Source organism: Streptomyces sp. NPDC037013, from assembly GCF_055607265.1.
Genome location: NZ_JBVJRV010000001.1, coordinates 701943 through 726744 on the forward strand (window position 1 = coordinate 701943; position 24802 = coordinate 726744).

At 71.1% G+C, this 24802-nt stretch carries 23 protein-coding genes and 1 pseudogene; 16 read left to right on the forward strand and 8 right to left on the reverse strand.

Going from position 1 to position 24802, the window contains the following annotated elements; all coding sequences use genetic code 11:
- Nucleotides 1-50 precede the first annotated feature (50 nt).
- A complete protein-coding gene (locus ACZ7DY_RS02880; RefSeq protein WP_471129149.1) occupies nucleotides 51-779 on the forward strand; it encodes a DUF2625 domain-containing protein in 729 nt (242 codons plus the stop codon).
- Between the two features lie 41 nt (nucleotides 780-820).
- On the opposite strand, the pseudogene ACZ7DY_RS02885 reads toward ACZ7DY_RS02880, so the two are convergent.
- Nucleotides 821-1167: pseudogene (locus ACZ7DY_RS02885) on the reverse strand (transposase family protein); the annotation flags it as partial.
- Between the two features lie 253 nt (nucleotides 1168-1420).
- On the opposite strand from ACZ7DY_RS02885, the gene panD reads away from it, so the two are divergent.
- The 5 genes from panD to ACZ7DY_RS02910 all read left to right on the forward strand — a co-directional run bounded on the left by panD (nucleotide 1421) and on the right by ACZ7DY_RS02910 (nucleotide 5858).
- Nucleotides 1421-1849, forward strand: coding sequence for an aspartate 1-decarboxylase (gene panD / locus ACZ7DY_RS02890; RefSeq protein ID WP_471129152.1), 429 nt, complete (start codon nucleotides 1421-1423; stop codon nucleotides 1847-1849).
- Between the two features lie 44 nt (nucleotides 1850-1893).
- Nucleotides 1894-2238, forward strand: coding sequence for a GNAT family N-acetyltransferase (locus ACZ7DY_RS02895; protein ID WP_471129154.1), 345 nt, complete (start codon nucleotides 1894-1896; stop codon nucleotides 2236-2238).
- On the forward strand, nucleotides 2232-2885 hold the full coding sequence (locus tag ACZ7DY_RS02900; protein ID WP_471129157.1) for an aspartate/glutamate racemase family protein: 654 nt from the start codon (nucleotides 2232-2234) through the stop codon (nucleotides 2883-2885). Before ACZ7DY_RS02895 ends, ACZ7DY_RS02900 begins: the two co-directional genes overlap by 7 nt.
- 539 nt (nucleotides 2886-3424) lie before the next feature.
- Nucleotides 3425-4405 carry an acetylxylan esterase gene (locus tag ACZ7DY_RS02905; RefSeq protein ID WP_471129159.1) on the forward strand — a complete coding sequence of 327 codons (981 nt, stop codon included), beginning with the start codon at nucleotides 3425-3427 and terminating at the stop codon, nucleotides 4403-4405.
- A 121-nt stretch (nucleotides 4406-4526) separates the two neighbouring features.
- Nucleotides 4527-5858: a transglycosylase family protein gene (locus tag ACZ7DY_RS02910; RefSeq protein ID WP_471129161.1), complete on the forward strand. Its 1332-nt coding sequence runs from the start codon at nucleotides 4527-4529 to the stop codon at nucleotides 5856-5858.
- A gap of 402 nt (nucleotides 5859-6260) precedes the next feature.
- Here the strand turns inward: ACZ7DY_RS02910 and ACZ7DY_RS02915 are convergent, their stop codons facing one another.
- The 4 genes from ACZ7DY_RS02915 to ACZ7DY_RS02930 form a co-directional block, all read right to left on the reverse strand.
- Nucleotides 6261-7442, reverse strand: a complete 1182-nt coding sequence (locus ACZ7DY_RS02915) for a DMT family transporter (RefSeq protein ID WP_471129163.1) — start codon at nucleotides 7440-7442, stop codon at nucleotides 6261-6263.
- Nucleotides 7443-7627: 185 nt separating this feature from the next.
- Nucleotides 7628-7756 (reverse strand): hypothetical protein, encoded by a 129-nt coding sequence (locus ACZ7DY_RS02920; RefSeq protein WP_471129166.1) that lies wholly within the window; start codon nucleotides 7754-7756, stop codon nucleotides 7628-7630.
- A 41-nt stretch (nucleotides 7757-7797) separates the two neighbouring features.
- Nucleotides 7798-9636, reverse strand: coding sequence for a carbamoyltransferase family protein (locus tag ACZ7DY_RS02925; protein WP_471129169.1), 1839 nt, complete (start codon nucleotides 9634-9636; stop codon nucleotides 7798-7800).
- Entirely contained in the window at nucleotides 9629-11287 is a 1659-nt protein-coding gene (locus ACZ7DY_RS02930; protein ID WP_471129172.1) for an iron-containing redox enzyme family protein, read from the reverse strand. The genes ACZ7DY_RS02925 and ACZ7DY_RS02930 overlap by 8 nt, the downstream gene beginning before the upstream one ends.
- Before the next feature lie 797 nt (nucleotides 11288-12084).
- Here ACZ7DY_RS02930 and ACZ7DY_RS02935 point away from each other — a divergent pair.
- The 10 genes from ACZ7DY_RS02935 to glgC all read left to right on the forward strand — a co-directional run bounded on the left by ACZ7DY_RS02935 (nucleotide 12085) and on the right by glgC (nucleotide 21227).
- Entirely contained in the window at nucleotides 12085-12975 is an 891-nt protein-coding gene (locus tag ACZ7DY_RS02935) for a dTMP kinase (RefSeq protein WP_471129173.1), read from the forward strand.
- Nucleotides 12976-13076: 101 nt separating this feature from the next.
- Nucleotides 13077-13532: a hypothetical protein gene (locus ACZ7DY_RS02940; protein WP_471129174.1), complete on the forward strand. Its 456-nt coding sequence runs from the start codon at nucleotides 13077-13079 to the stop codon at nucleotides 13530-13532.
- Between the two features lie 11 nt (nucleotides 13533-13543).
- Nucleotides 13544-14581: a diiron oxygenase gene (locus tag ACZ7DY_RS02945; protein WP_471129176.1), complete on the forward strand. Its 1038-nt coding sequence runs from the start codon at nucleotides 13544-13546 to the stop codon at nucleotides 14579-14581.
- Nucleotides 14578-15834, forward strand: coding sequence for an MFS transporter (locus ACZ7DY_RS02950; RefSeq protein WP_471129179.1), 1257 nt, complete (start codon nucleotides 14578-14580; stop codon nucleotides 15832-15834). The genes ACZ7DY_RS02945 and ACZ7DY_RS02950 overlap by 4 nt, the downstream gene beginning before the upstream one ends.
- Nucleotides 15827-16105 (forward strand): PqqD family protein, encoded by a 279-nt coding sequence (locus ACZ7DY_RS02955; RefSeq protein ID WP_471129181.1) that lies wholly within the window; start codon nucleotides 15827-15829, stop codon nucleotides 16103-16105. The genes ACZ7DY_RS02950 and ACZ7DY_RS02955 overlap by 8 nt, the downstream gene beginning before the upstream one ends.
- 40 nt (nucleotides 16106-16145) lie before the next feature.
- Complete coding sequence (locus ACZ7DY_RS02960) at nucleotides 16146-16934, forward strand: nucleotidyltransferase domain-containing protein (protein ID WP_471129184.1); 789 nt, start codon at nucleotides 16146-16148, stop codon at nucleotides 16932-16934.
- 105 nt (nucleotides 16935-17039) lie between these two features.
- A complete protein-coding gene (locus tag ACZ7DY_RS02965; RefSeq protein WP_471129186.1) occupies nucleotides 17040-17954 on the forward strand; it encodes an ArsR/SmtB family transcription factor in 915 nt (304 codons plus the stop codon).
- A 78-nt stretch (nucleotides 17955-18032) separates the two neighbouring features.
- Nucleotides 18033-18773 (forward strand): (2Fe-2S)-binding protein, encoded by a 741-nt coding sequence (locus tag ACZ7DY_RS02970; RefSeq protein WP_471129188.1) that lies wholly within the window; start codon nucleotides 18033-18035, stop codon nucleotides 18771-18773.
- Between the two features lie 46 nt (nucleotides 18774-18819).
- Nucleotides 18820-19986 carry a glycogen synthase gene (gene glgA, locus ACZ7DY_RS02975; RefSeq protein WP_471129190.1) on the forward strand — a complete coding sequence of 389 codons (1167 nt, stop codon included), beginning with the start codon at nucleotides 18820-18822 and terminating at the stop codon, nucleotides 19984-19986.
- 20 nt (nucleotides 19987-20006) lie between these two features.
- Nucleotides 20007-21227 (forward strand): glucose-1-phosphate adenylyltransferase, encoded by a 1221-nt coding sequence (glgC, locus tag ACZ7DY_RS02980; protein WP_471129192.1) that lies wholly within the window; start codon nucleotides 20007-20009, stop codon nucleotides 21225-21227.
- A 25-nt stretch (nucleotides 21228-21252) separates the two neighbouring features.
- On the opposite strand, the gene ACZ7DY_RS02985 is transcribed toward glgC, so the two are convergent.
- Genes ACZ7DY_RS02985 through ACZ7DY_RS02995 form a run of 3 tightly spaced genes read right to left on the reverse strand, consistent with a single transcriptional unit; the run spans nucleotide 21253 to nucleotide 24801 of the window.
- Nucleotides 21253-22284, reverse strand: a complete 1032-nt coding sequence (locus tag ACZ7DY_RS02985; RefSeq protein WP_471129194.1) for an ABC transporter permease — start codon at nucleotides 22282-22284, stop codon at nucleotides 21253-21255.
- The gene (locus ACZ7DY_RS02990; RefSeq protein WP_471129197.1) at nucleotides 22281-23282 is read right to left on the reverse strand and encodes an ABC transporter permease; all 1002 of its coding nucleotides are present in this window, start codon (nucleotides 23280-23282) and stop codon (nucleotides 22281-22283) included. The genes ACZ7DY_RS02985 and ACZ7DY_RS02990 overlap by 4 nt, the downstream gene beginning before the upstream one ends.
- Nucleotides 23275-24801 (reverse strand): sugar ABC transporter ATP-binding protein, encoded by a 1527-nt coding sequence (locus ACZ7DY_RS02995; protein ID WP_471129200.1) that lies wholly within the window; start codon nucleotides 24799-24801, stop codon nucleotides 23275-23277. Before ACZ7DY_RS02995 ends, ACZ7DY_RS02990 begins: the two co-directional genes overlap by 8 nt.
- Between the last annotated feature and the right edge of the window lies 1 nt (nucleotide 24802).

The following is a 24802-nucleotide window of genomic DNA, read 5'->3' on the forward strand; positions in this document are numbered from 1 at the left end:
TCACCGATGATGCCGGTCAAGCCGCGAGGTGTGGGTGCGACGATGCGGGCATGCGTGAATTGAGTCAGCTGATCGATGTCGAGGAACCGGCCTGGCCGGAGCTCATAGAGACTCTTCGCAGCGGGCCGGTGTCTGTCGAGGTGCTTCCGCCCGACACAGCTCTGGCCAGATCCTCGCTTCTTCAGATGCAGGTGACGACCGGGTCGTATCTCGGTGCGGTAGTGATGCACTGTGGCGGTCTGCTGGTGGACCACGGATGGGTACGGGTATTCGGCAGCCCCTTGGACCGGGCAGCTCGTAGGGTGCCGAGCCTGGCCCAGGTCAATCGGTTCCCGGAAGCGTTCGAATCCGGGTGGCGACCGGATAGAGGTCTGGTGGTGGCGCATGACGTGCTGGGCGGCGTCTTCGCTCTCAACGGCAGAGCTCCCGTCAGCATGGGCCGCCCCGGGGGACCCGGTGAGATCGTCTACTTCGCCCCGGACTCACTTCGCTGGGAGGCTTTGGGAGTCGGGCACTCGACGTGGCTGGCCTGGCTGGCGTCCGGGGCGCTCGATGAGTTCTATGCGGATTTGCGCTGGTCCGGCTGGCAGGATGAGGTCCGGGTGTTGAGCAGCGATCAGGGCCTGTCTGTGTTTCCGCCGTTGTGGGCCGCCGAGGCGCGTCGAGACCTACCCGCGACCAGTCGCCGTGCCGTACCCATGGCCGAGTTGCTCGGTGTCGCCCGCGACTCATGCCGACGGTTCGATGGGGTTGGCCCGGGATTTCTCGGCGGCGTGTGAGCTGATCGCCAGGTCCAGGCGGCGGTCGGCCACGTCTCGGTCCAGCGGTGCCGACCCAGCCGCTGAGAGGACTGAACACCCCGGCGGGCGATGCGCTGGGTGATGGTCTGCGATCGGAGCCATCGGCGCAGGTGGTGGTCGTAGTCGTATCCGTTGTCGGCGTGGAGCAGGCGGACTGACGGTGACGTGGCCCGCGCCGGGAGCGGACCGGCGGGATCCCACGCCCCGCACCAGAGGTTCCAACCGGTCAAACCCCTTTGCGCGAGTTCGTTCAGGACCAGGCGATGGAGGTTGCCCAGACTCGTGCCGGGCTCCACTCGGTGAAGCGGCGATGTGCGGTCGGTCCGGACGGGCCGAAGCCCGGCGGCAGCTGGTGCCACGTGCAACCTGGCAGCTGACCCGTGGCGCTGTTCGCGTGACGGTCATCACGGACGTCTACCGGGGGTGCTGCGTAGGCTTGGGGCGTCGCCATAGTGGGGGCCCGCGAGAGTGAGCCAGGCGTCGAGGTAGCCGGCGAGCGGTCAGCGCGGGACCTGAGACATTTGGGTGCCGCCACCCGGTCGTGCGACCGTTGTAGGGTGTGAGAACAGCCCTTGACCTGCAAAAACGCGGGCAGGGAGCCTATGTCCAGGAGTGCCTCAATGCTGCGCACCATGTTCAAGTCCAAGATCCATCGCGCCATCGTGACCCAGGCCGACCTGCACTACGTCGGGTCCGTCACCATCGACGCGGACCTTCTCGACGCCGCCGATCTGCTGCCCGGCGAGCTCGTCCACATCGTCGACGTCACCAACGGCGCCCGTCTGGAGACGTACACGATCGAGGGCGAGCGCGGCAGCGGTGTCATCGGCATCAATGGTGCGGCCGCACACCTCGTCCACCCCGGCGATAAGGTGATCATCATCAGTTACGCCCAGGTCGAGGACGCCGAGGCGCGGGCGCTGCGGCCGCGCGTCGTCCATGTCGACGAGGGCAATCGTGTGGTCGCCCTCGGGGGCGATCCGGCGGAGCCCGTACCGGGGGATCCGGACATGGTGCGGAACCCGTCGAGCCGCCGGGTCTCCGTCTGACCCGCGTTCCCGGGCCCGGCCCGCGCCATGTGCGAGGGAGAACGATGAGCGGTATCGACATCCGTGACGACCGGACCCGGGGCATGCTCGAAGCCCTCGAGGGCGGTGAAGTCGTCGGGCACATCGTGTACTTCACGCTGGACGCCCCCGAAGCCGCGCTCGTGCCGGTGCACACCGAAGTGGCGTCCGCGCACGAGGGCAAGGGCATCGCCGGAGCACTCGCCGGGGAGCTGTACGCCATCGCGGCGCGCGAGGGTGTCGCCGTCGCGCCCTTGTGCCCGTACGTCGTGAAGTGGGCCGAGCGCCATCCCGAGCAGGCCCCGCCGGCCTCCGAGGAACTCATGCGGGCCGCGCGGGACAAGGCGCGGACGGATCCGTCGGCATGGTGACCCTGGGGCTCGTCCACACGTCCGCCGTCCACGTGCCCGTCTTCGACGGCCTACGGGAGGCGGAGCACCCGGGCATCGGGCTGCGCCACCACGTCGACGAGGAACTCCTGGCCCGGGCGCGCCGCGAGGGGCCGGACGCCGTCGCCCCCGCAGTCCGGGAGGCACTGGAACGGGTGGTGGCGAGTGGAGCCGGTGCCGTGCTGTGCACCTGTTCGACCATCGGGGGCGTCGCCGAGTCGGTCGGGGCGGAGCTGGGCGTCCCCGTGGTCCGGGTCGACCGGCCCATGGCGGCGGCGGCCGTCGCCGCGGGCTCCCGCGTCGTCGTGCTCGCCACGGTCTCGTCCACGCTGGCACCCACCTCGGCGCTGGTCGAGGAGGAGGCCCGGCGGGCCGGACGGGACGTGACGGTGCGGGCCGAACTGGTCCACGGAGCGTGGGAGCTCTTCGAGGCGGGGGACTCCGCGGGGTACGCGCAGGAGGTGGCCAGAGCGGTGCGAGCCGTACGGGACGCCGACGCCATCGTGCTGGCGCAGGCCTCCATGGCCGCCGCGGAAGGGCTGGTCCCAGAGGTTCGGGTGCCGGTGCTCTCCAGCCCCCGGCCCGGCCTCGCGGCAGCCGCCGCGCTGCTCGCCGGGGCCGACTCCTAAGGCCGGGCGCGCGCCACGGGCGGAGCGCGGGGAACCGTGGAAGGCTTGGACGCGGGGGCGTCGGGTACGCGGGGAGGAGCCGCTGGCGTACCACTGGCTGGAGGAGCACAATGACCCATCCGTACCCTGATCCCGCGCCGACCCCGGGGCCCGTCAGGCCCTTCCCGGACCCCGACCCGGCGCCGCCGGAGCCGGGCAGGCCCTTCCCGGGCCCGGACCCCGTGCCGAATCCGGAGCCGCGGCCGAGCCCGGACCCGCCCGCCCCGATCCCGCAGCCGGGCCCCGACCCGACGCCTGAGCCACAGCCCGACCCCATGCGCTGAGGCCGTCGACATACGGCGGGCGCGGTCCCACGGGACCGCGCCCGCCGTCGCCCGTCCGGCCTCCGGAAGCCGCTCGCCGTCTGCCGCCGGCCGTCTCTTTCGGTCGCCGGACGCCCGGCTCTGCGGCCCATCCACGGCCGGAATCGCTCCCTGTCGGCCGCGGCCGCGGCCCGCTTAGCTTGATGACCACCTTCCGTTCCGAACGAGGAGCCGTCCGTGCCCCAATTCGATCTGCCCCTCGACGACTTGCGCCGCTACCGGCCCGACCTCCCCGAACCCGAGGACTTCGATGCCTTCTGGGAGAAGACGCTGCAGGAGGCCCGCGAACACGAACTCGAAGCTCGGTTCGAGCCGGTGGACCTGCCGCTCACCGGCGTACGCGTCTTCGACGTCACCTACGCCGGATTCGGCGGTCACCCCGTCAAGGGCTGGTTGATTCTGCCTGCCGGCGCGGACGGCGGAGAGCCGCTGCCCGCCGTCGTCGAGTACATCGGTTACGGCGGCGGGCGCGGGCTGCCCCACATGCACCTGCTGTGGGCCGCGGCCGGATACGCGCACTTCGTGATGGACACGCGGGGGCAGGGGAGCGGTGGGTGGGCGCAGGGCGACACCCCGGACCCGGTGGGGAGCGGTCCCTCGTACCCGGGCTTCGTGACCCGCGGCATCGAGAACCCCCACGACTACTACTACCGACGCCTGTACGTCGACGCGGTACGGGCCGTCGAGGCCGTCCGCAGCCACCCGTGCGTGAACGCCTCGCGCGTCGCGGCCCTCGGGAACAGCCAGGGCGGTGGCCTCACCCTCGCCGTCGGCGGGCTCGTGCCGGACCTGGCCGCCATCGCGCCCGACGTGCCGTTCCTCTGCGACTTCCCGCGGGCGGCGACGTTGACGGGAATGCCTCCCTACAGCGAGATCGGGCTCTACCTGAAGGCCCGCAGGGACGGCGAGGAGCGGGTCTTCCAGACCCTGTCGTACTTCGACGGCGTGCACTTCGCGGCCCGCGGGCGGGCCCCCGCCCTCTTCTCCGCGGCGCTGCAGGACCAGATCTGCCCGCCGTCGACGGTGTTCGCCGCCTTCAACGCGTATGGCGGAAGCGAGCGTTCGATGGAGGTGTACGCCTTCAACGAGCACGAGGGAGGCGGCCCCTACCAGCAGGGAGTCCAACTGCGTTGGCTGAAGGATCACTTGAGGGGCTGACGCGCCCAACTCCCCTTCCTCTCCGGACTCTTGTCACGGATTGCTCGGACCGGCTAGCTTGCGGGCTTGTCGTGTGTCCGCTGTGTGCAATCCGTGATGACGTGTGTCCGAGGGAGCTCCCATGGCCGTACGGGGCCGGCACCGCCGGTATCAGCCGAACCGCATCAACCGCGCGTCGCTGACCGTCACGGCGGGCGGCGCGGGCATGGCGCTCCCGCTCACCGTCGCGGGCACGGCGGGCGCGGCGGACGTCGACACCTGGAACAAGGTCGCCGCCTGCGAATCCGGCAACAACTGGAGCATCAACACCGGCAACGGCTTCTTTGGTGGGTTGCAGTTCAAGCAGTCCACCTGGGAGGCGTACGGCGGCACCGCCTACGCCCCGCGCCCCGACCGCGCCACCAAGGCCCAGCAGATCGCCGTCGGGGAGAAGGTCCTGCACGCGCAGGGGCCGGGCGCCTGGCCGGTCTGCTCGTCCAAGGCGGGACTCACCCGGGGCGGCGGCTCGCCCGGCGTCACCCCGGCCCGCGCCCCGAGCAAGCCGGAACGGCCTCGCCGTGACGTGAAGGACGTCAAGCCCGAGGTGACCCCGCAGTCCACCGCCGGCACCGCCGAGATGTACACGGTCGTGCGGGGGGACACCCTCTCCGGCATCGCCGACGAGCGCCGGGTCCGGGGCGGCTGGCAGCGCCTGTACGACGCCAACCGACGCGTCATCGGCGACGACCCCGACCTGATCACACCCGGCCAGCGGCTCTCGGTCCACGGCCAGGGCAGCACCAAGAGCGGCGCTGTGGCGGATCGCGGAAGGGCGCGGACCGGGACGGACGCGGACGACCGTGCCGAGGCACGGGCCCGCCAGAAGGCGGCGGAGAAGAAGGCCTCGGAGCGGAAAGCCGCAGAGAAGCGGGCGGCGGAGCGGAGAGCCGAGAAGGCGGCGACCGAGAGGAAGCACGAGAAACAGCGGGAGCGGGAGAAGGAGCACGAGAGGGAGCACCAGAGGGGGCGGTCCTCACACGGCTCCGCACCGCGTGCGCAGACGGCCTCGCCGGGCGCCGTCGCACCCGTCGCCGCCTCGCCGAGCACTCCGTACCGCGCGGCGGGCGGCTCCTGGTCGAAGGGTTACCACACGGGCGTCGACTTCCCCGTGCGCACGGGGACGTCGGTGAAGGCCGTCGCCGCGGGCCGCGTCGTCTCCGCCGGCTGGGGCGGCAGCTACGGCTACGAGGTGGTCATTCGCCACGCCGACGGAAAGTACAGCCAGTACGGCCATCTGTCGGCGCTCTCCGTGAAGGCGGGCCAGCAGGTCCGCGCCGGCCAGCGCATCGCCCGGTCCGGCTCCACGGGGAACAGCACGGGCCCGCATCTGCACTTCGAGGTGCGGACGGGGCCCGGTTTCGGTTCTGACGTCGACCCGCTCGCCTACCTGCGGGCACACGGCGTACGAATCTGAGAGCGGTTGGCTGATCTGAGAGCGGTGGGCTGGTTCGAAGGCGCTGCTCTGGGGTGTGGGCGGGTGACGGGTTCGGGAGCAGTGTGCTCGGGGGAGAGCGGCGTGCGGGGTCGAGAGCACTGCACCGGATTGAGGGCGGCCTGCGGGTTCATGTGCGGCGCGCTCGCGGCGGAGCGGCGCACGGATTCGAGAGCACTGCTCCGGACTTAGGGCGGCCGTAGGGTTCGAGAGCCGCACTCGTTCCAGAGCGGCGCGCAATCCCGAGAGCATCGCACCAGCTCGAAAGCGTTGGATCGGATCGAGAGCACTGCTCCGGTTCGGGATCAGGGTGCCAGTTCCAGAGCGCCCCACCGGCCCGAGAGCGATGGACACGTCTGGTGGCCCTCTGTGGGGCTTATCCCCTCAGGACCCGATGCGCTCCCGGCGCCTCGCTTGGCGAGGCCTGCCCCGGTGATGCGTGGCCGGTGGCTGCTGGCTCGGGACCGCTGGCAGCGCGTCGGCCACGGGTCGCGGTTCGACCCCGTCCACCGTCGCCGACGTCTCCGAACCGGCCTCCGCGCCAGTAGCCCCGGTAGCCCGGGTCGTACCGCCAGCCCCGGATCCGGACCTCGCTCCCGCGACCGCCTCCCGCACGGACGGGCCACCCTGCTCCGTCTCCACCGCCGACGCCTCGACCACCGCCGTCTCGCCTGCCGCCGGCGCGGCCTCCGACACCACCTCGCCCGCCATCCCCGTCTCCGCCGTCGAAGTCTCCCGTGCGATGCGTTCCGTCGTCAGCAGGATCAGGCCGCCCGCAGCTGCCGCGCCGCAGACCAGTGCGAGGACCGTGCCCGCGGTGCCGTGGCGGAAGGATTCTCCGAAGAGGGTCAGGCCGACGGCCGCCGCGACCACGGGGTTCACCACGGTCACCGTGGAGAGCGGTGCCGCGAGGCCCGCGCCCCGGTAGGAGGCCTGCGAGAGCAGGACGCCGGCCGCCGCCAGCACCGCGATCGCCCCGAGGGTGGGGAGCTGCTGCAGGAGCGCGACGTTCTGGTCCCAGTCCACCGCCACCGTCTTCGTGAAGACCGAGGCGATGCCGAAGGCGGCGCCGGCCGCGCAGGCCAGGAGGACGCTGCGTACCACCGGGTGCCGGTGTGCCGCGTGTGCCGCCACCATCAGCGCGAGCACGCCGCCGCCGGTGGCCACGGCGAGCATCAGGCGCTCCGCGTCGGCCAGGGACTGCGAGTCGGACGACGAGGTGAGCGAGAGGAGGCCGGCGAGCCCGACCGTCGCCATGAGCGCGCCCCGCCAGGCGGCTGCCCCGGCCCGGCGGCGTACGAACACGGCGGCCATCGGCAGGGCGAACACGATGGTCAGCGCGCCGAGCGGCTGGACCAGGCTGAGCGGGCCGTAGGCGAGGGCCACCACGTGCAGCACGGCGCCGAGGCCGTTCAGCGCGATCGCCGTCCACCAGGCGCCCCGGCGCAGCGGTGCGTAGCCCTGCCCCGGTGTCGTCGCCGCCACGCGCTCCTGCAGGATCGCCCCGCCGGCGTACGCCACGGCTGAGACGAGGGAGAGCAGCACGGACAGTGCCAAAGCACTCATGACGTGCTCCGCGGGGTGCGGTGCGTCCGGCTATCCCGGTCTGGCGAACGGTCTGCTTCCATACTGACAACGATGACGCCGAATTTCCTCCGGGTCGTCGTACCTGAGCAGTCAATCGTTCCTACTGCCGATGGAGTATGACCACCGCCGTGTCCTCCCCAAGAGGGGTTTTCCGGGAGTGGTCGTCAACGAACCGTTGCATCGCGCCAGTACGTCGTCGCCCGCCTCCTGCGGCGCCGCGTCAGCGGGTCGTGGAGGAGGCGGACGGCCAGGCCGACGGGGGTGACCACCAGGAAATAGCTGATGAAGAGCATGACGTCACGACCTCCGCGGTGAGTGTGGTCGGCGGGACGGGTCAGTCGAGGGGGATCTCCGCACGCCAGTCGCCCTCCTCGGACCACGCGGGCTGCTCGTTCTTGTGCAACAGGAAGCCGCCCATCGCCAGCATGTCGATGTCCGTGCGCATGAAGCAGGTGTACGCGTCGTGCGGTGAGTTGACGATCGGTTCTCCGCGGACGTTGAACGAGGTGTTGACCAGGACCGGGCAGCCGGTGCGTGCCTTGAAGGCGGTGAGCAGTTCGTGAAAGGCGGGGTTGCCGTCCTCGGTGACCGTCTGCACGCGCGCGGAGCAGTCGACGTGGGTGACGGCGGGGATCGTCGAACGCCGCACGTGCAGCAGATCGATGCCGGTCGCGTCGGTCTCGGTCACCGGCAACTGCCGAGCCGCCGCCACTTGCGCCACCACCAGCATGTACGGGCTCGGCTGGCCCAGGTCGAAGTAATCCTTGGCGTCGGCCGCCAGCACTGCGGGCGCGAACGGGCGGAAGGATTCCCGGAATTTGATCTTCAGGTTCATCGAGGACTGCATCGCGGGATCGCGCGGATCGCCCAGAATGGACCGGGCGCCCAGCGCCCGGGGCCCGAATTCCATGCGGCCCTGGAACCAGCCCACGGTCTTGCCCTCGGCCAGCGCCGCCGCGACGTCTTCGGCCGGACTGCCGGAGGCCGACCGGTGGTAGGGGATCTCGTGGCTCTCCAGGTACGCGGCGATCTGTTCGTCGGTGAACGCGGGGCCGAGCAGCGACCCCGACATGGCGTCCTGCCCGCTGCCGACGTGGTCGCGCGCCGCCCCTCGCTCCATCGCCACGGCCATCGCCGCCCCCAGCGCTCCGCCGGCGTCCCCGGCGGCGGGCTGGATCCAGACCTCGTCGAAGAGCCCGCTCTTGACGATCTCTCCGTTGGCGACGCAGTTCAGTGCCACGCCACCGGCGAGACAGAGGGTCGACTCCCCGGTGCGCTCCCGCGCCGTGCGGGCCAGGCGGAGCATCACCTCCTCCGTGACGCTCTGGACGGAGGCGGCCAGGTCGAACTCCCGCTGCGTCAGCGGCCCTTCGGGGAGACGCCGGGGGCCGCCGAAGAGCCTCTCGAAGGCGCGGCCGGTCATCACCTGCCCCCGCAGATACTCGAAGTACCGCATGTTCATGTGGAACGATCCGTCCGGCTTGATGTCGATCAGCCGTTCCTTCATCAACTCGGCGTAGCGGGGCCGGCCGTAGGGCGCAAGGCCCATGAGCTTGTACTCGCCGGAGTCGACCTTGAAGCCGCAGAAGTAGGTCAGGGCTGAGTACAGCAGTCCCAGCGAGTGGGGGAAGCGGATCTCGGCCAGCGGTCGCAACTCGGTGCCCCGGCCGTGCCAGAGCGTCGTGGTGGCCCATTCGCCCACCCCGTCCACGCACAGCACGGCGGCCGACCGGTACGGGCTGGGGTAGAACGCGGAGGCCGCGTGCGACTCGTGATGGCGGCGCGCCACGATGTCCGGTACGCGCCCCAGGCCGAGTGACTCGAGTTCGCGCCGTACGACCTGGAGCGTGCGCAGCTTGCCGTCCGGGCGCAGCCAACTCGGCAGCGTACGACGGAAGGAGTCGACACCGGCGGGCGCGGCGCCCACCAACGTGGCAAGTACGCGGCGGAACTTGAGCCGGGGGTCTTCGTAGTACGCGACCGCGGAGATGTCCTCCAAGGTGACGCCCAGCTCGTCGAGGCAGTGGCGGACCGCCTTGGCGGGGAACGACGCATCGTGCCGTTTCCTGCTGAACCGCTCCTCCTGCGCCGCCGCGACGGGGACTCCGTCGCGTACGAGCGCGGCCGCGCTGTCGTGGTAGTAGGACGAGATCCCGAGAACCAAGTCAGACACTGGTGTGCTCCTCCGCCCCTGCCGTCACCGCTTGAGTGCCGCGCCACCGGCTTCCCGTCGACCGTCCGCGGCGGGCGGCCCTGCGGGCCAGGAAGCCGGCCGGCGGGTTGAGCGAGCGGTAGCCGACCCGCACCCGTTCCCAGGCCTCCGCCCGGCCGCCCGGTCCGGGCGATCCCGGCAGACTGGCCATGAGGGTGTCCACGGCGTCCACCGCCCACGCGGAGTGCCCGGTGGCGACGTTGTCGATGGTGTTGTGGATGTCCACGAAGCGCGTGCTGAAGCCGTACTTGCGCAGGGCCAGGCCGGCCCGGCGGTAGGTGCCGCCCACGCCCGAGAGCTCCATGGCCACGTTGAGGCCGAGCACCTCGGGCAGGAACGTGCGGGGGAAGCGTCCGACGCACAGCCAGTAGACGGGCAGTTCGAACGACGCGTCGCGGAAGCCCGGCCAGTTCGCGAACTCCGGCGAGGCCGTCGGCGGCAGGACGATGTCCATCTCTTCCAGGAACTGGCGGTAGATCAGGGGGTGGTTGAGGTCGGGCTCGCCGTTGCCGAGTTCGTCCCAGTAGGTCGCGAAGAGCGAGTGGCCGATCTCGGACGACGCCAGTTCGTAGTCGGTGAATCCTTGCAGCCAGCTGCCGTCGATCAGGGTGAGCGGTGCCGTCTGTACGGCGTCGTCGACCACGGCCTCCCGTGACGGCAGCGGAGCCTCCGCGCTCTCCTCGAACTGCTCGCCGTGACGGTCGTGTTGTCCCTGGAGCCAGGGGCGCAGGCCCTCGGGCGTCCACCGCTCGGGGAGCGGTACGGAGCCGGGGTTCATGCGGTGCCGGGTGCGTGCCAGCCATCCCCGTACGTACCGCAGACTCCAGGCGTCGAGCTCCGGTCCCGCGGTGCGCGTCATGAGCGTGTGATAGGCCTCGCGCAGCTCGCGCGGGGCGGCTCCGGACGGTGCCTTCGACTCCAACAGGGCTGGCAGGGCCTCCAGTCGGCGGGGTGCCGACGCTTGCACGGTGGTGGGTTCCGGGAGCGTGGCTACGGAGGTCTCGCCGGGGTGGTCTTCGGTGAGGGCGTCGATCCAGCGGCGGATGACGGTGAGGTCGTCCGGTGAGAAGACCCGGAACATCGGGCCGCGCTCGCCGACCAACTCCCTCACCAGAGGACTGGCATCGGCACGTCCGGGCCTGATGAGCCTGCTGCGCGCCAGGACGGCGAGGAACAGCTTCGGGTCGTCCCGGCACTCCTTGAGCCACGCCGACAGCGACCGGCCTTCGAGCAGGACCTGGTGGTGGTAGACCGCACCTTCCCTGGAGCGCAGTCGCATCAGCTCGGCCATGGCGAACCCGGGGTCGAGTGAGGCCCGCAACTCCTCGTGCAGGGCGGACATGTGGCCTCGGACCGCGGCCAGTGCCCAGCCGAAACCCGCGTACACGCGCGCCGCCGCCTCGGGACCGGCCTGCACCAGGGTGTCCGCGATGTCACGGCAGTGCGTGGTCGGCGAGAGGGTGCCGTCCCCGGCCTGCGAGTAATCGAGCGCCGTCCGGCCGCTGTTGAGCTCCGGGCCGGCCAGGGCCAGGGGTGGGGGCAGACCCACGGCGCGCAGGCACAGATCCGCGCCGATCAGTTCCTCGCGGAAGTCCTCGGGGCGCCGGCTCATCAGCAGAAGCAGGGTGGGGAGGTGAAATGCCGCGTCCGCGATGCGTGCGTCACCGGCCAGCCGCGCCAGGGGTACGGCGTTCTCCGAGACCCGCAGCTGCTGCCGGCGGCGAGCCGCCGGGCAAGTGACCTGCGAGGGCGCCGAGATGCCCCGCTTCGTTGAACGAGGAGCTAATCACTGTGCCCGGAGTGCGTCAACGCCCCGCCATCGGATTGGGCGCCCTGTGTGCCGGTTTTCTGGATTGTGGGCCTTGGGTTTCGAGCAGGTGGGCCAATGGGCCGCTCACCATCCGGGACGGCGCTACGACGCGTGACGCAACGTCATGCTGTATGGTCCGTCCGGGTGTTGCCGGGGAAGCACTGCTGGCACGGTGACGGACAGACCCGGCTCGTGTGCGAGAACCGGGCGAGCCGCCCCCAACACCCCACCAACGGACATCGGGGGGTGTACGGCTTGTCTGGTCCTGTATTGCGCCGGAACCGGCGCGCAGGCGACTCGACCGGCGGTCCGAGAACTCCCGCCGCGTCCTCACCGGCCCTCGCACCGACCGATTTACCCGGTGCCCGCCTGAAATCCGCGCCAAAAGGGTGGAAACGCCTGCGCTTTTCCCTGCGATGCGCCGGTCGGGCCACCCTTGCTGTGCGCCCGGTGGCCAGCTGGCTTATCCGGGTCTGCGTCCCCACCGGGATGAGCGAATGCTTTTCGAGCCTCATGTGATACGGGGCGAAATGGTGCGGCCAGGTAAAGCTTAGGACATGAAAGAGCGGACGGATGTTGACCGACATGAAATCATTCGCATGGCTATGACGAATGCGGCGGCCGGGACGAGTCGGGGCATGTACATCGGCGTCCTGGGGCTGGACGGAGCCGGCAAGACCACGGTCGCCCGCGGCCTCACGGCGCGCCTGGCGGACCAGGGGCTCAAGTCCGAGTTCGTGCGGTGGCGGGACATTGCCGCGCAGGTCGACCGGATCGACTTCCCGCACCTCACCCTGCGCCAACTCCTCGTCGAGACCTGGCGGTCCCGCTACGGCGGCGCGACGGACGAATCCTCGCTCCGCGTGCAGAACGGACCGCCACTCTACGAGGACTTCACGCACGCCGAGCTCGAAAAGAACGGCACCATCCACCCGACCGACGTGCACCGCTCCGGCATGGCGGCGTCCGCGATGCTCGAATTCGTCGCCGACATGCTGATCCAGGCCGAGTTCATCAACGAGAGCGTGTCCGGCGGCAAAATAGTCGTCACCGAGAGCTTCGGCTACAAGAACGTGATGAAGGTGCTGCGAGTCGCCCAAGAGGTCCCGCACGAGGACCTCTCCGGGGAGGTCATCGCGAAAATGCGGGACTTCATCACCGACGCGTATTCGACCTCGTTCATGCAGCCCGACATCGGCATCTTTCTGAGGGTCACGCCCGAGGAGTGCTACCGGCGCGTCACGGCACACCGCGGCGGCGTCGGGCCGGTCGAGGACATGGGGTTCGCGGGCCGGGATGGCCGTGAGTCGTTCCTGGAGCTGCAGAGCTCGCTGCTGGCGCAGTACGAGGAGATGGCCGCCCGGTGGGGCTGGCACGTCATCGATGTCGACGGTTCCTCCGCCGATGAAGTCCTCGAGACCGTCAACGAACTCGTGGTCGCCGATGTCCTGTCGGCGCAGCGGGCGGACGGGCCCCGCGAGGGCAGCTGACCCGGCCGTCCGGACGGCGGGCCCGACCCGGCGATGAAGAAGACGCGATCACTGGCGATGTGTACCTATGGGTGCACCTGTGGCGGAGGGCGAATACAGCGATGACCGACTCCGGCATACGTGCCCGTACGGCGCGTACATCCCGTACGGCCCGTGCGGCCCTTGCGGAGGGAGCGCTGGAGAGGACCCCGCTGCTCGTGCGCGATGAGCTGAGGCTGCGGCGGGCACGTCCGCTCACCGGCGGCGGCACGCCGGCGCAGGTGTATCTGTGCCAGGACGGCGACGAACAGGCGGTCGTGGTCAAGGTCCTGCACGCCGGCGCCGGGTCGGTGGACGGCCACGACCTGCACTCCTTCCTCCGCAAGCCCGAGCAGATCGCCCGCATCCACGAGGAGCTGCCGGACCTCTCGCCCTTCTATGTGCCGCTCATCGGGCACTGGCAGGGTCCGGGGTGGGGGGCGTACGCGATGCCCTGGATCGACGGCGTCGCCCCCATCGTGCCGCTGGAGGAGTTGGCCGCCCTCCTGGACCAGCGACTCATCGCGTTCGTCGCCTGAGGGGAGCGCGCATGTATGTCCAGCGGTTCGGGGAACAGCTGATACGCGGGGAAGCCGCCGGGCGGCCGCGCGGCCCGGAGTACGTGAGCCGGTTCGAGCGCTGGGACGACCTGGCGAGCGTACGCCGACGCCCGCGCCGCCGCTTCGACGCCGGAGAGCTGGACCTCTACTTCCCGCCCGAGCTGTATCCCGTGGTGCTGCATCCCCTGGTCGCCGCCAGGGGGGCCGCCGTGGTGAAGGGCCTGCTCCTGCAACGCCTCTACGACTACCTGGAGTTCACGACTGAGCTGGAGAACCTCGCGGTCATCCCCGTGGCCACGAAGATCAGCCGCGGCCGTTCGGGTCTCGCCCTGCCGGGGCGGATGAGGTCCGACGCGTACAAGATCGTCACGGATGAGGCGTGGCACGCGCAGTTCTCGCACGACTTCGCGTGCGAGATCGAGGCGGAGACCCGGGTGCCGTGGCTGCGCGGGGACGACCGCACACCCCCCGCGTTCCTGGCGCGGCTCGACGAGGTGCGCGAAAGGCTGCCGCACCGGCTGCGGGGCGTCGAGGGGCTCCTGTTCGCCATCGTGAGCGAGACGCTCATCTCCGGGATGCTCTCGCACATCCCGCGCGACAGCAGACTGCCGCAGTCCGTACGGAACATCATCCGCGACCACGCGGAGGACGAAGGCCGTCACCACGTCTACTTCAGGTCCGTACTGGGACACCTCTGGCCGGCCCTGACGCCCGGTGAACGGCAGGCCGTCGGCCCGCTGCTGCCCGCGGTCATCTACGCCTTCCTCGAACCCGACTACGCGCAGACGGCACGCCACCTGCGGGCCGTCGGCCTGACCACCGAACAGATCGACCAGGTCGTCACGGAGAGCTGGCCCGCCCACCAGGTGCAGAGCGGCGTCGCCGCGGCGGCGTCCCAGCTGACCCGCTACCTCACCGAGGCCGGCGCGCTGCGGGACCCCCACACCCTCGCGGCGTTCGAGGAGGCCGGCCTTTCGGCACCGGACCACCGGGAACGCGGCGTCGTCGAGAAGGAACTCGCCGGATGACGACGAGCCCCGCCCCTGTTCGTACCCCGTCGGATTCCAGGACGTTCTGGCGCTTCTGGTTCGCCTCCACCGTGAGCCGCGCCGGATCCAACATGACGGCGGTGGCGCTGCCCCTCGTGGCGCTCACCACCCTGGACGCCACCACCTTCCAGGTCACCCTGCTGGCCGCCGCGAGCCAGGCCGCCTGGCTCTTCCTCGGGCTCCCGGCCGGCGTCATCGTGCAGAAGTTCCCCCTGCGCGACATGCAGGTGGCGATGGACCTCATCCGCATGGTGGCGATGGGGTCCGTGCCGGTGGCCTGGTGGCTCGACCGGCTCACGTACCCGCACCTGCTGCTGACGGCCCTGGTCACGGGCCTGGCGACCGTACTCTTCGACATCGGCAACTCCACCTTCCTGCCCGCGCTGGTCTCCAAGGACGAACTCACCGCGCGCAACAGCCTGGTCTCGGGCACCGAAGCGGTCAGCCAGACGGGGGCACCCTCCCTCGGCGGCCTGCTCATCAAGGTCGCCGGCGCCGTCAACGTCCTCCTGATCGACAGCATCAGCTACCTGGTGTCGGCCGTGACGCTGTGGACACTCCCCGAGCGCAGACCGGAGCCCCAGCCGCAGGTCCCGGCCTGGCGGCTCATCCGCGAGGGATGCGCCTTCGTGGTCCGGCACCCCGTGATGAGGCCGTGCGCGATCTGGGCCGCGGTGAGCAACTTCTTCACCGCCGCGCTGATGGCGCTGACCCCCCTCTACCTGGTGCGGGAGGCGGGAGCCTCCTCCACCGTGGTCGGACTGGTGATCGCCGCGGACGGGGTCGGCTCCCTGATCGGATCGCTGGTCACGGTCCGGCTCGCGGCGCGGACCGGCACCGCGCGGGCCATGATCCTGGCCGGGCTGGCCGGCGGCGCCCTCGCGCTGATCATTCCGCTGACGACCTCGCGGGACAACCTCTACTTCTTCGTCATCGGCAACGCCGCCGTGGCGATGGCCGTGGTGATCGGCAGCATCGTCACCCGCACGCACCGGCAAGTGGAGTCGCCGCCGGAACTGCTCTCCCGGGTGATGGCCACGGTACGTTTCCTGTCCTGGGGAGTCCTTCCGCTCGGGGCCCTCTTCGCCGGTGTACTCGCCGACGCGTTCGGTCTGCGCGCCGCGCTGTGGGTCGTGTGCGCGGGCTTCCTGCTCGCACCGGTCGTCCTCATCATGAGTCCCGTGCGCAACAGGCGTGATCTGAGTGAGGCGAGAGGAAAGAGCGATGACTGAAGCACTCGCGAAGAGCGATGCCGTGCCGCGCCGCGTGCTCGGCATCAGGATCCGCCGCGTGAAGGACGACTTCCTGATCGGGGACGAGGACAGGGCACTGCTCCTGGAGGACATCGCCGCCTTCATCTTCGCCTCGCTCGACGGCCGCAGGACCACCGCCGACGTGGCGCGACTGGTGGCCGACGAGTACGGGGCCGACGAGCAGGAAGCCCTCACGGACGTCGTCGAATTCCTCGGCGGGCTGGCTGACAAGGGCATCGTCGAGTGGTGAGAGGCCCGGCCGGGCCCCACCCAGCAGAAGGGCGCATGGCATGGAGAAGATGACCAAGGACGACTGGCTGGCCCCGCTGCGCGAGCGGGACCTCATACCCGAGGACGCGCTCGCCGCGTTCGTCGTCGGCTCCGCCGCGCGTGGCTGGCACAACCCGCGCAGTGACTACGACATCTACGTCGTCTCGCGCTCGATGCGCGAGGCCGAGACGAGCGAGGCCCTGCCCGTCTCGCTCGATCCGCCGTCCGTGGGCGTCGAGGTCTTCTACGCGCGGGACAAGCGGTGGGAGGTGAAGTACTGGGTCGACGCCCAGATGGACCAGATGTTCGACAAGGTCTCCTGGGAGGCGTACGAACGGGGCACCATCGCCGGCAACGTCCTCGCGCCCGTCGAGGAACTCACCCTCGCCCGCATCGGCAACTGCCTTCCGCTGACCGGCGAGGAGTGGGTCGAGGACCGCCGCCGCCGGCTCGCCGGGACCGCCTTCCGCTCCTTCGTCATCGCCCGCTCCCTGGGCGAGGCCGACATGTTCGTCGAGGACGCGCTGGGGCAGATGGAGGCGGGAGACCTGGCGAGCGCGACGCTCTCGTCCCGACTGGCCTTCGGACACGCCGTCGACGCCCTGCTGGAGGGCGAGGGCGAGTTCGGCAGCCACCAGCCCAAGTGGCGAGCCAACAGGTTCAAGGCGGCATCGCCGATGTTCCTCTCGTTCGACGAGTACTGGGCCGTGGAGACGATGCGGACGTACGACCCCGCCGACCCCCGCCCCTGGATCAAGGACGTGCTCGCCCTCTGCCAGGACATCGCCATGCGGGTGGACGTCTCCTGACCCTTTCTGGCTATCGTCGGCCCAGCCGAGTGCATCTTCGATTCGCCATCGACGGACGGGGGACAGTGGAGTGGCGCAGCGACCTCACAGACGGTGTTCCGCGTCGTGATCAGGATCGACGTCGACGAGGAGACCCTCCACACCGTGCGGCTGGCCTTCAGCCCCCTCTGGGAGACCTTCGGAAGCCTCGGCCTGCTGGCCCGCTACCGGGGCGAGGTCCCGGCCCCGTACACGGACTGGGCGCGAGCGGTACGGCTGCGCATGCCGTCCGGACTCGCGCGGGACCTGGTGGGGATGGCGGGCGACGCCGGACTCCCGCACTTCCTGCGGGGGTTCATGCCCCTGCCCGACCCCTCCTTGGACACGTTCGCCGCCGAACTGGCCCACCTGCGCCGGACCAGGGGTGACATCCCGGGCATGGAGGGGCTGTACTCCGCGCTCTTCCGATACTGGGAGTGCGCGGTCGCCCCGTACTGGGACCGCATCCGGGCCTCGCTGGAGGAGGAGATCCAGCTCCGTGGCCGCACGCTCGCCGTGGAAGGCGCCGAGGCCATGCTCGGCGAGCTCGGCGGCCGGGTGCTCTGGAACAGGCCCCGGCTGACCGTGCCCTACCACCAGGATCTCGATCTGCGGATCGCGAGGTCACGGCTGCTCCTGGTGCCCACCGTGTTCTCCGGCGGCCTGCGGCTGCTCGTCGAGGACCACGACGGGGTGGCCCTGACCTACCAGGCGCGGGCCACGGGCCGGCTGCGGGTCCTGACGGCGGGCACCGAAGCCCACACCACGCAGGACCGGCTCGCGCTGCTGCTCGGCAAGGGGCGGGCCCAAGTGGTGCGCGCCCTCGAACTGCCGATGACGACCACAGCGGTCGCCGAGGCCGTGGGACTGGCCAAGAGCACCGTCTCCCAGCACCTCGCGGTGCTGACCGGGAGCGGCATCGTGTGGAAGCAGCGCGTCGGCGGCAGCGTCTTCTACCAGCTCGAACAGAGCGGCCTCACGCTCCTGAAACAGCTGGGCTGACCCGAAGGTCGGGCGGAGATCGACCCCACCGGGCACCCCGCGGCCGCGCCGCGCCGCGGACCTTGCTGTACTGCTGTCGTGACCACCCTCATCGACCTGGCAGAACTCACCTCCGTCGGCGGATTCTTCGCCCTGCGGGACGCCCCGGCCAGCGCCGCCGGCGCCCGGCCGCTGGCGGAGGCGTACGCCCGCCCGGCCCCCGCGGGCGCCGCCGACCCGCTCTCCTTCCGCGTCGGCAAGGTCGCCCGCCGGCTCGGCGCGCCCGAGGACCGCGTCGCGGCCTCCGTGGCGCAGCTGGGGCTCGCCGCCCGGCTCTGGTCCGTGGCGCTCGGCTCCGCCGCGCTGTACGGCCGGGTGCCCGACCTCGACCCCGCGCTGCTCTCCTGGGACGCCGACGGCACCTCACCCGACGACCTGTGGCTGGCCGGCGTACGCCCGCTGCCGGGCGATGCCGCGACCGTGCTGAGCGTGGTCCGGGACGGTCATCTGGTGCCGCTCTCCGCCGCGTTGCGCGCCCGGTACCGGATCTCGCCCGCGCTGCTGTGGGGCAACGCCGGTTCCGCGCTCGCGGGTGCCGCGCGCGAACTGCACGGCTGGGCGGCGCGCACGGGACGCGCGGACGTCGGGGAGCGGGCCCGGGAACTCGCCGCCGAACTCTTCGACCACCCCGACCTGCGCGGCACCGGCACCCTGCGGGGCACCGCCTTCCGGCGCCGCAGCTGCTGCCTCTACTACCGCTGCCCCGGCGGCGGCCTGTGCGGCGACTGCTGCTTCGACCGCCCGCCGCAGCGGTCTTCCCCCGAGGCCCCGTCTGGGTGACCATGAGGTGCGCGGCCGGCATCGGACGGACGACGGAGGGCGTTACGTGAAGGTGGGCCTGCTCACCCGGGAGTATCCACCGGACGTCTACGGCGGTGCCGGCGTCCATGTCGAGTTCCTCGCAAGGGAGTTACGCTCCCTCGTCGACCTCGACGTGCACTGCTGGGGAGAGGGCGCGGGCGACGGCCTCGTGCGCCACCGCGCCTGGCCCGCGCTCGACGGCGCCAACGACGCGCTGCGCACCTTCTCCGTCGACCTCTCCATGGCGGCGGCCCTCGCGGGCCGCGACCTGATCCACTCCCACACCTGGTACGCCGCCCTCGCCGGCCACGTCGGCAAGCTGCTGCACGGCATCCCGCACGTGATGACCTCGCACTCACTGGAGCCGCTGCGCCCCTGGAAGGCCGAACAGCTGGGCGGCGGCTACGCCCTCTCCGGATGGGCCGAGGGCACCGCCGTCGAATCCGCCGACGCGGTCATCGCGGTGTCCGGCGCGATGCGCCAGGACATCCTCACCTGCTACCCGGCGGTCGACCCGGCCAGGGTCCACGTGGTGCACAACGGCATCGACACCGAGCTGTACCGTCCCGATCCCCGCACCGACGTCATCGAGCGGATCGGCATCGACCCGGCGCGGCCGTACGTCCTCTTCGTCGGACGCATCACGCGACAGAAGGGAGTGCCCCATCTGCTGCGCGCCGCCCGGCACTTGGACCCTGACGTCCAGCTGGTCCTGTGCGCGGGCGCGCCGGACACCCCCGAGATCGACGCCGAGTTCCGCACGCTCTTCGAGGAGCTGGGCCGCACCCGGGCCGGGGTGACATGGATCCCCGAGATGCTGCCGCGTCACGAGGTCGTCCAACTCCTCACCCGCGCCGCCGTGTTCGTCTGCCCCTCCGTGTACGAGCCGCTGGGCATCGTCAACCTGGAGGCGATGGCCTGCGGCACGGCCGTCGTCGCCTCACGGGTGGGCGGCATCCCGGAAGTCGTGCAGGACGGCGAGACGGGGGTACTCGTCCCCTACGAGGAGAACGACCCGAAAGCCTTCGAGCACGACCTCGGGCTGCACCTGAACGGGCTGGCCACCGACCCCGGCCGGGCCGGCGCGATGGGCGCGGCCGGACGCCGCCGAGCCCTCGGCGAGTTCGGCTGGGACGCGGTCGCCCGGCGCACGGTCGAGGTGTACGAGGAGATCCTGCAGGCCGACAGATAGCCGACAAGTAGGGGGCTGGGATGCGCGGTGGACCTTCGGTGCTCGGTATCGTGCTCGCGGGCGGAGAGGGGAAGCGGCTGATGCCGCTCACCGCCGACCGCGCCAAACCGGCCGTCACGTTCGGCGGCACCTACCGCCTCGTCGACTTCGTCCTCTCCAACCTCGTCAACGGCGACATCCTGCGCATCTGCGTCCTGACGCAGTACAAGTCGCACTCCCTGGACCGCCACGTGTCGACGACCTGGCGCATGTCGTCCCTCCTCGGCAACTACGTCACCCCCGTCCCCGCCCAGCAGCGCCTGGGCCCGCGCTGGTACCTCGGCAGCGCCGACGCCATCCTGCAGTCGCTCAACCTCGTCCACGACGAACAGCCCGACTACATAGCGGTGTTCGGCGCCGACCACGTCTACCGCATGGATCCGCGGCAGATGCTCCAGCAGCACATCGAGAACGGCGCAGCGGTGACCGTCGCCGGGATCAGGGTGCCGCGCACACAGGCGCCGTCGTTCGGCGTCATCACGCCCGCACGCGACGGGGTGAAGGTCGACCGCTTCCTGGAGAAGCCGACCGACCCGCCCGGCCTGCCCGGCGCCCCGCACCAGGTCTACGCCTCGATGGGCAACTACCTCTTCACCACCAAGACCCTGGTCGACGCCCTCCAGCAGGACGCGGAGGACGAGGAGTCCGCCCACGACATGGGCGGCTCCATTCTGCCCCTGCTCACCGAGCGCGGCATGGCCCAGGTGTACGACTTCGACAGCAACCACGTCCCCGGCGAGACCCCGCGCGACCACGGCTACTGGCGAGACGTCGGCACCCTCGACACGTACTACGAAGCCCACATGGACCTGATCTCCGACCATCCCGTCTTCAACCTGGACAACCGGCGCTGGCCCATCTACACCCACTCGGGGGGCCTGCCGCCCGCCAAGTTCTGCGCGGGCGGCATCGCGGGCGAGTCGATCGTCAGCCCCGGCTGCGTCATCCGCGGCCAGGTCACCCGGTCCGTCCTCTCGCCCGGCGTGACCATCGAGGAGGGCGCCGTGGTCCAGGGTTCCGTGCTCCACGACAACGTACGGGTGGGGCGGGGCGCGGTGGTGCGGGGCGCCGTCCTCGACAAGAACGTCGATGTACCGCCGGGCGCCACGATCGGCGTCAACCCGGAGCGGGACGAGGAGCTGTACACCGTCTCGAAGGGCGGGGTGATCGCACTGGGCAAGGGGCAGGTCGTGCCGGTCTGAGGGCCGGTACCACCGGGGCGCGCGGTCACAGGACCCGGCGCCGGCGCCCCAGCCACGTCTGCGCGACCACCACCACCGCGAGGAACGCCCCGCTCACCACCTGCTGGTAGGCCGAGTCGAGTGAACCGATCTGGTTGATGACGTTCTGTATGACCTTCAGGAGCAGGACGCCCACCAGCGACCCGCTGATGAAGCCCGACCCGCCGGAGAGCAGCGTGCCGCCGATGACCACCGCGGAGATCGCCTCCAGCTCCATGCCGGAGCCGAGGATCGTCACCCCCGAGACCAGCCAGGCCGCGTTGAGCGCCCCGGCGAGCCCCGCGCACAGCCCCGACACCGTATAGACGGCGATCTTCGTACGGGCCACCGGCGCGCCCATCAGCGCCGCCGCGTCCTCGTTGCCGCCCACCGCGTACACGTACTGCCCGAACCGGGTACGGCGCAGCACCACGGCACCCGCGACGAACAGGCCCACCGTGATCCACACCGGCGCGCCCACGCCGAGCACCTTGCCCTGCCCGAGCGTCGCGAAGAACGTGTCCTTGTCGACCAGGTAGGTCGTCGACCCCTCGTCCGTGACCGAGAGGAGGATGCCGCGCGCCCCCAGCATCGCCGCGAGCGTCACGATGAACGGCGCGAGCCGGGAGCGGGCGATCAGCAGGCCGTTGACCAGGCCGATCAGTCCGCACACGGCGAGCGGCAGGAGCAGAGCCACCGCCGTGCCGTACCGGGAGCCCCAGGCGGCGAGCACCCCGCCGAGGGCGAACAGCGAGCCGACCGACAGGTCGATGCCGCCGGTCACGATGACGAACGTCATCCCGAGCGCGACCACCGCGAGGAACGCGGAGGACACCGCCATGTTCTCCAGGTTGTCGCCCGTCAGGAAGGTGTCGAAGCCGGCGGACGCGGCGACCACCGCGACGACCAGGGTGACCAGCGCGCCGTGCTGCTGCGCCAGCGCGCTCAGCCGGTCGGAACGGGACGGGCCGACGGAGTGCCGCTCCTCATGGGCGGCCTGCTTCACGGGGTCCGCGGGGTTCTTCGTTTCGGTGGTCATCGTCTGCCCCTCTCACGTGCCGCGTAGACGGCGAGGACGATCACCACGGCCTGGGCGATCTGTGTCCACGACGGCGGCAGGTCGTGCTTGATGAGGGTGGCCGTGAGCAGCTGGATCAGGACGGCGCCCGCCACGGTGCCGCCGATCCGGACGCGGCCCCCGCTCAGCGGAGTGCCGCCGACCACCACGGCGGTGATCGCGGAGAGCTCCATGAGATTGCCGAGCGACGTCGGGTCGCTGGCGCTCAGGCGGGCCGTCGCGAGGACGCCGGCGAGGGCGGCGAGAGCACCCGAGACGACGTACACGAGGATCAGTACGCGGCGCACCGGCAGGCCCGCGAGGAGGGCGGCGGGGCGGCTGTCGCCGATGGCGAGGAGCCGCCGGCCGAACGTGGTGCGGCGCACGACGAAGGCGACGAGCAGGGCGAGCGCCGCCGCGATGAGGACCAGGTACGGGATGCCCGCCACGTCGCCGGAGCCGAGCGACGCCATGGTCGGGTCGCGCACCTCCTTGAGCTGGGGGAGCAGGACGAGGGCGAGGCCGCGGCCCGCGACCATCAGGGCGAGCGTCGCCACGATCGGCTGGACCCCGATGAAGGCGACGAGCGAGCCGTTCACCGCCCCGACCGCCATGCCGCCGAGCACCGCGACGACCAGGGCGACCCCCGTGCCGTAGCCGAGATAGAGCGAGACCAGCGAGGTGGAGAGGGCCATCACCGAGCCGACGGACAGGTCGACGCCCTCGGTGCCGATCGCCAGGGCCATGCCGAGTGCCACCACGATGACCGGGGCGACCTGGACGGCCTGGGTGCGGAAGTTCTCGCCGGAGAGGAAGTGCGGGGTGATGAGGACGTTGACGAGGAGGAGGACGGCGACGCCGACGTAGACGCCGTACTCCTGGAGGAAACGGAGGGCGCGTTCCCGGTCGTGCGGGACCGGGGTGTCCTTCGGGTCCGGCCCCGCGGGAACGGCGAGCGCGGTGGGGGAGGGGTCACTCACCACGGCCTCCCGCAGGGGCGGTGCGGGGGGCGGCTATGGCGCGGAGCAGCCGGTCCTCGGTGACCTGGGCGCCGGCGAGTTCCTCCACCACGGCGCCGTCCTTGAGGACGACGACCCGGTCCGAGCCTTCGATCAGCTCCTCCATGTCCGAGGAGATCAGCAGCACACCGAGCCCTTCCGCCGCCAACTCATCGACCAGACCCTGTACTTCGGCCTTGGCGCCGACGTCGATGCCGCGTGTCGGCTCATCGAGCAGGAGGACCTTCGGGTGCATCGCGAGCCACCGGGCGAGCAGCACCTTCTGCTGGTTGCCGCCGGAGAGTTCGCCGACCTTCTGGTGCGGGCCGGACGCCTTGATGCGCAGCCGCTTCATGAACGTCTCCACGATCGCGTCGATGCGGTCCTCGCGCACCAGGCCGAAGCGGGACAGGCGGGGGAGCGCGGCCAGGGCGATGTTCTCGCGGACCGAGAGGCCGGGGAGGACGCCCTCCGCCTTGCGATCCTCCGGGAGGAGGCTGATGCCGGCGCGGATGGCCGCCGGGGTCGATCCTGTGCGGATCCGGGAGCCGGCGAGGAGTACGCGCCCGGAGTCGGGCGGCAGCGCGCCGGCGATGGCCTTCGCGGTCTCGCTGCGGCCCGAGCCGAGCAGCCCGCCGAGCCCCACCACCTCACCGGGGCGGATGGTGACGGAGACCGTGTCAAGCCGGTGACGCACCGTCAACTGCTGCGCTACGAGGACGGGTTCGGGCTGCGCCTCGTGGTCGCCCGAGAACCGGGTGAGCCCCTCCTGCCGTACCGTCTCGATCTCCCGGCCCAGCATCAGTGCCACCAGCCGAAGCCGGTCGAGGTCGGCCAGCGGCCCGCTGTGCACCACCTTGCCGTCGCGCAGCACCGTCACGGCGTCACACACCTCGTACAGCTCGTCCAGCCGGTGGCTGACGTAGATCACCGCGATGCCCCGCTCCCGGAGCATGCGGATGACGCCGAAGAGGGTGCGCACCTCGCGGGGTTCGAGGGACGACGTCGGCTCGTCCATCACGACGACGCGCGCGTCGACCGAGACCGCGCGGGCCAGGGCGACCATCTGCTGCGCGCCGACGCCGAGTTCGCGCAGCGGGCGGCGCACGTCGACGCGGACGCCGAGGCAACGCAGGGCCTCGTCCGCCTCGTGGTGCATCCGGCGGAAGTCGATCAGGCCGAGCCGGCCGCGCGGTTCGCGGCCGAGGAAGAGGTTGCGGGCCACGCTCATCAGCGGGACGAGGTTGACCTCCTGGTAGATGGTGGAGATCCCCGCCCGCTGTGCCTCGAGGGGCGTGTCGAACCGGGCAGGGCGGCCGTCGTACGTCAGCTCGCCCGCGTCCGGCCGGTGGACCCCGGTCAGGATCTTGATGAGCGTGGACTTGCCCGCGCCGTTCTCACCGATCAGCGCGTGCACCTCGCCCGCGCGGGCGGTGAAGTCGACCCCGTCCAGGGCGCGTACGCCCGGAAACGTCTTGGTCAGGCCGGTCACCGACAGCATG

Coding starts and splice junctions, on each gene's coding strand:
- ACZ7DY_RS02880 (WP_471129149.1), top strand. CDS start 51: ATGCGTGAATTGAGTCAGCTGATCGATGTCGAGGAACCGGCCTGGCCG.
- panD (WP_471129152.1), top strand. CDS start 1,421: ATGCTGCGCACCATGTTCAAGTCCAAGATCCATCGCGCCATCGTGACC.
- ACZ7DY_RS02895 (WP_471129154.1), top strand. CDS start 1,894: ATGAGCGGTATCGACATCCGTGACGACCGGACCCGGGGCATGCTCGAA.
- ACZ7DY_RS02900 (WP_471129157.1), top strand. CDS start 2,232: ATGGTGACCCTGGGGCTCGTCCACACGTCCGCCGTCCACGTGCCCGTC.
- ACZ7DY_RS02910 (WP_471129161.1), top strand. CDS start 4,527: ATGGCCGTACGGGGCCGGCACCGCCGGTATCAGCCGAACCGCATCAAC.
- ACZ7DY_RS02915 (WP_471129163.1), bottom strand. CDS start 7,442: ATGAGTGCTTTGGCACTGTCCGTGCTGCTCTCCCTCGTCTCAGCCGTG.
- ACZ7DY_RS02920 (WP_471129166.1), bottom strand. CDS start 7,756: ATGCTCTTCATCAGCTATTTCCTGGTGGTCACCCCCGTCGGCCTGGCC.
- ACZ7DY_RS02930 (WP_471129172.1), bottom strand. CDS start 11,287: ATGAGCCGGCGCCCCGAGGACTTCCGCGAGGAACTGATCGGCGCGGAT.
- ACZ7DY_RS02935 (WP_471129173.1), top strand. CDS start 12,085: ATGGCTATGACGAATGCGGCGGCCGGGACGAGTCGGGGCATGTACATC.
- ACZ7DY_RS02940 (WP_471129174.1), top strand. CDS start 13,077: ATGACCGACTCCGGCATACGTGCCCGTACGGCGCGTACATCCCGTACG.
- ACZ7DY_RS02945 (WP_471129176.1), top strand. CDS start 13,544: ATGTATGTCCAGCGGTTCGGGGAACAGCTGATACGCGGGGAAGCCGCC.
- ACZ7DY_RS02950 (WP_471129179.1), top strand. CDS start 14,578: ATGACGACGAGCCCCGCCCCTGTTCGTACCCCGTCGGATTCCAGGACG.
- ACZ7DY_RS02955 (WP_471129181.1), top strand. CDS start 15,827: ATGACTGAAGCACTCGCGAAGAGCGATGCCGTGCCGCGCCGCGTGCTC.
- ACZ7DY_RS02960 (WP_471129184.1), top strand. CDS start 16,146: ATGGAGAAGATGACCAAGGACGACTGGCTGGCCCCGCTGCGCGAGCGG.
- glgC (WP_471129192.1), top strand. CDS start 20,007: ATGCGCGGTGGACCTTCGGTGCTCGGTATCGTGCTCGCGGGCGGAGAG.
- ACZ7DY_RS02985 (WP_471129194.1), bottom strand. CDS start 22,284: ATGACCACCGAAACGAAGAACCCCGCGGACCCCGTGAAGCAGGCCGCC.
- ACZ7DY_RS02995 (WP_471129200.1), bottom strand. CDS start 24,801: ATGCTGTCGGTGACCGGCCTGACCAAGACGTTTCCGGGCGTACGCGCC.